Source organism: Mycobacterium sp. THU-M104 (assembly GCF_049197365.1).
GTDB lineage: Bacteria > Actinomycetota > Actinomycetes > Mycobacteriales > Mycobacteriaceae > Mycobacterium.
Map to the genome: position 1 here is coordinate 1 of NZ_JBMIOP010000071.1, position 4,236 is coordinate 4,236.

A 4,236-nucleotide genomic window follows, 5' to 3' on the forward strand; every position below is an offset into this window, starting at 1 on the left:
TCGTGGCGACCTGATCGGCCGGCATGCCGACCGGGTAGCGGTCGCGCAGGAGGCTGGCGGCATCGGTGCCGTCGACGAAGTCCATCGCGATCCACAGACGGCCGCCGAACTCCCCGCGGTCGTTGACGCGCACGATGTTTGGATGCCACAACGCCGCCGCCAGGTCCGCCTCTGCGATGAAGCGCCGACGATAGTTGTCGTCGGCGCAGACGTCATCGCCCAAGATCTTGAGGGCTTCGCGGCGGGGCAGTCGCGGGTGCTGGGCGAGATAGACCTCGCCCATCCCTCCGGATCCCAGCAAACTAACGATCGTGTACCCGGCGAACACCTGCGCGGCACGCAGGAGCGGCGTGCTCATCGTCTTCGCCTCGACAGGCCGCCAAAAAGGCCCACTATTCGATTTCAGCACATCACCGCGTCTGCGGATAGGGGGAAAATGTTCTGCGCCCCATACGATCCCAAAGGACAGGGACGCCCCCGGCGCGCCGAGTTGATCGCAAACCCGCCGGAGCTGGCGAATGGGTGGAGACGTTACCGCCCCGCCTGGATGGAGGCCGACAGCAGGTTCGAGGCGTTCGACAGCTCGTCGAAGACGCCGAGGACGGGAATGGCGCCCTGCGTCCTTCAGCGCACCGTAGGCACCGCCTCTGGATAACGACTCGCCCGATGACACAGCCTGCATCCTCGGCCTCGGCGGCTGATAGGCCATGAGTGGTTGCGGGGCGGATTCTCGTAGGAGATCCGGTTCGATGGAGGCTCCCAGCGCGAAAGCTAGCCTGGCCGTGTTCGTGCGCGGCACGTCATCCGGATCCGGGGACCGTCACAGCATGGAGTTGATCATCGCCTGGGCGGCGCTGCCTATATAGGCGGGCGAGACGCTCGCTTCCCGGTCGTCGATGAACGCGGACATCCGGTTCGAGGGGTTCAGCAACTCCATGAACACGCCGAGGATGGGGGTGGTGTCGATTCCCACCGTGTTGTCCGCGGTGTAGTCCATCCGGGCTGCCTGCTGAAAGTTCCTGCCCTGCACGGTCTTGGTATCGATCCCGCTCGACGGCGCAAGATTGGTCAGGACGGTGTTGGCCACCTCATTGGCGACGTCGGCCTGCAGCGCGGCGACGACGTCGGTCCCGGCGGCGGGCTTGACCGTGACCCGCATCCGCGTGCCGGCGTCGGTGTCGGCCAGCGTGACCCAGTTCGTGCCCCGATCCACGAGATCCCAGCCGGGTGCGGGCGTGATGGAGATGCCCTGGTCGATGACGATCGGTTCGGCCGAGGTGAGCGCGATCGCCATGCCGCGCGCCGTTGTGGTCGCGGGCGTGGTCCGTTCTGACGGGCGAACCGTGTCGGTGAGGGCGGCCGCACCGGTCACGGCGGTCACCAGGAGGCTCGCGGCGACGATGGCCGGCCGTAGTCGGTGCCCGCCTCGTCGCGCGGTGCCGGGGTACGCCGGGGGCGTGGCGGTGTGCGGTAGCGGTAGCGGTGACGTCGATGACGCAGTCGATGACATAGTGGCTCCTCTTTCAGTTGTGGTTATCCGGACATGCGAGCGCATGGTTCCGTCTTTCGTCAGCCGCGCTCCGTGGAGGCGGAATAGCGGTCTTCGATGGCGTGGATCAACTGGCGCCGTACGCGTTGCACGTCGGCGGCGCGACGCGCCGCCAACTCGTCTTCCCAGGCGCTGACCTGCGCGGCGAGGTCCATGTCGGCGATGGTGTCGCCGAGCCAGCGGGAAAAGTCGCCGCGCTCGAGGTGATACTGCAGCGCCCGCGGATCGAGATTCCCCAGCGCGGTGCGGAACTCGTGCATGGTCCCCGCTGCCGGGATGGCGCGCCCGTCGGTCGGGCGGAAGTAGAACCGGCGCTCCTTCGGCAGCAACACGTCGGCGTACTTGTGGCTGTGCCGCACATGGCCGGTGCGACGTGCCGCGATCGTGAACGCACGGGGCGCAGCCTTGCCGAACTGGATCGATGCCCGCCGAACCGGTTCGCGCGCAACGCTGCTCACCGGGTCGATGCCGCCGACGGTGAGCACGATGTCAGTCTCGCCGACTTCACCCTCGGGTAGTAAGGCGGGCATGAACGACGACAGCAGGTATCCACCGCGCCGCGTCCAGTGCGGCGGCTGGTCCGCGCCCAGCAGGTGGGCCTCGTCGTAGATGACCCAGTGGGGAAATCCGCGGGCCTCCCGCTGGGCTTCGGCCGCCGGCCGCAGCCGTTGCAGATAGTCGATCTTGTCGGCGGTGGGTAGCGCCGAGAGGTCCACGACCAGCCCCGTGTGCGGCTGCAGCAATCCGACCAGTTCCACCGGTTCGGGCAGCCCCGCCTCGACGTCGACGACCTGGACGCGGTTGAGCTGCTCGAGTTGTCGATGGTCCCCTTCGGGGTCGACGAGCAGCACGCAGTAGCCGGCGTCCATCCATTCCTCCGCCAGCAACCCGACCAGGTAGCTCTTGCCCGACCCGGCCGACCCGGTCACCACCATGCGCGCCTGGCTACCGGGCACCTTCGCCGGTGTCCCGTCGTCGAAGATGCCGATCTGCACCCACCGCCGCGGCGGGCACCACCGCCGCGCCCCGCTGAGGTATGCGCCGCCGAGCAGCTCGGCCACCCCGGCACCGTCCGGCTGGTCGAGCACCAGATCGGCGTGTTCGCGCAACGACGGGACCGCGTCGGCCACGGCGGCGCCGATCTCAGCCGACCCGAACAGTGAGAGGTCGTTTTCGGCGTCCCCGACGGCGATCGTGTTGTGGGGGGACAGGTGCAACCGTGCCAGCACCGCGGCCAGGCCGGTCCCCTTGGTGACCCCGGCGGGCACCACCATCAGCTCGGCCCGGTTCCGCACGATCTGACAGTCCAGTCCCAGCTCGCCGATCACCTCGAGGACCGTCGCGGCGTACTCGCCCTGGGTGGCCAGGATGACCTCGCCACGCCGGCTGACCACGCCGTGCTCATCCAGTGCCGCGTCCAGGGCCCGGTCGATCGGCGTCGACAGCGGATAGGTCTTCCCGCCGATCCGGGCCACCGCCCCGTTTTCCAGCACCAACGCATCGACACGGTTGGCGATCTGCGGGAAGCTTGCCGCCAGCTCGGCCCCGATCCGGCCAGTGGCCAGCACCACCAGCAGACCGTCGCGACGCACCTGCTCGATTGCCTGCAACGCCTCCTTCGGAATCCTGCCCGCCGAGGTCAGGGTGCCGTCCACGTCCAGGGCCACCACCCGAAAGAAGCCCACAGTCCGATCCCTTCTGCTGCCACACCATCGACCCGGCTGGCGCCGCGACCACGAGCAGAATAGGCAGCCGGACCGCGCGCCGGGCAGGGTCGTTCGTCCCCATTCGCGGATCGAACGTTGCGACGCCCGACCGGCCACCGTGGGCCGCAAGCCTTGTCGCGGCGGGGTTCGGGCCAACCGGCGGCGCGGCCGTCCCCGATTGGCCGGCCCGCCGGACGCACCAACCGGGACGACCGATAAATTCGGTTGATGAACCGCACCGACGCCCCCTCGACCGAGCGCCTGTTCGCGCTGTCCGAACAGGTGCAGGGTTTCATGCCGGCCGACGAGGGGCGCGCCCTCTACGAGGCGGCGCTGCGGTACCTCGACGGCGGCGTGGGCGTCGAGATCGGCACCTACTGCGGCAAGTCGACGTTGTTGCTGGGCGCGGCGGCGCAACAGACCGCCTGCGTGCTCTACACGATCGACCACCACCACGGCTCCGAGGAACATCAACCTGGCTGGGACTTCCACGACGCGTCGATGGTCGACGCGGTCACCGGGCTCTTCGACACGCTGCCGACGTTCCGCCGCACCCTCGACGCGGCGGGACTGGACGACAACGTCGTCGCCGTCGTGGGCAAATCGCCGGTGGTGGCCCGGGGGTGGCGTTCACCGCTGCAGTTGCTGTTCATCGACGGCGGCCACTCCGAGGCCGCCGCGAACCAGGATTTCGACGGATGGGCCAAGTGGGTGGACGCCGGGGGTGCCCTCGTGATCCACGACGTGTTCCCGGACCCCGCCGACGGCGGGCGACCGCCATACCACATCTACTGCCGCGCACTGGATTCCGGCCAGTTCCGGGAGATTTCTGCCACCGGATCGCTGCGGGTGCTGGAACGCACGGGCGAACAAGTCGTCAGCGTCCCGGGCCGGTGACCACGCATTCGCAGTCGAAGTCGGTCTGCAGCCCCATCGGCAGGCCGTCGCCGCGGAAGATCCCGCCGGCCCCGGTCGTGTCCG

At 68.8% G+C, this 4,236-nt stretch carries 4 protein-coding genes and 1 pseudogene; 1 reads left to right on the forward strand and 4 read right to left on the reverse strand.

Annotation, left to right across the window (positions count from 1 at the left end; genetic code table 11):
* The 3 genes from ACOJVU_RS06845 to ACOJVU_RS06855 form a co-directional block, all read right to left on the reverse strand.
* The coding region (locus ACOJVU_RS06845; RefSeq protein ID WP_421529086.1) for a protein kinase domain-containing protein at positions 1 to 358 on the reverse strand (358 nt) is incomplete at its 3' end.
* Positions 359 to 820: 462 nt separating this feature from the next.
* Positions 821 to 1,510, reverse strand: coding sequence for a hypothetical protein (locus ACOJVU_RS06850; RefSeq protein WP_421529087.1), 690 nt, complete (start codon positions 1,508 to 1,510; stop codon positions 821 to 823).
* A gap of 59 nt (positions 1,511 to 1,569) precedes the next feature.
* The gene (locus ACOJVU_RS06855; protein WP_421529088.1) at positions 1,570 to 3,234 is read right to left on the reverse strand and encodes an HAD hydrolase family protein; all 1,665 of its coding nucleotides are present in this window, start codon (positions 3,232 to 3,234) and stop codon (positions 1,570 to 1,572) included.
* Between the two features lie 249 nt (positions 3,235 to 3,483).
* Between ACOJVU_RS06855 and ACOJVU_RS06860 the strand changes: the two genes are divergently transcribed.
* On the forward strand, positions 3,484 to 4,152 hold the full coding sequence (locus ACOJVU_RS06860) for a class I SAM-dependent methyltransferase (protein ID WP_421529089.1): 669 nt from the start codon (positions 3,484 to 3,486) through the stop codon (positions 4,150 to 4,152).
* Here ACOJVU_RS06860 and ACOJVU_RS06865 read toward each other — a convergent pair.
* Positions 4,133 to 4,236: pseudogene (locus ACOJVU_RS06865) on the reverse strand (prenyltransferase); the annotation flags it as partial. The gene ACOJVU_RS06860 and the pseudogene ACOJVU_RS06865 overlap by 20 nt on opposite strands.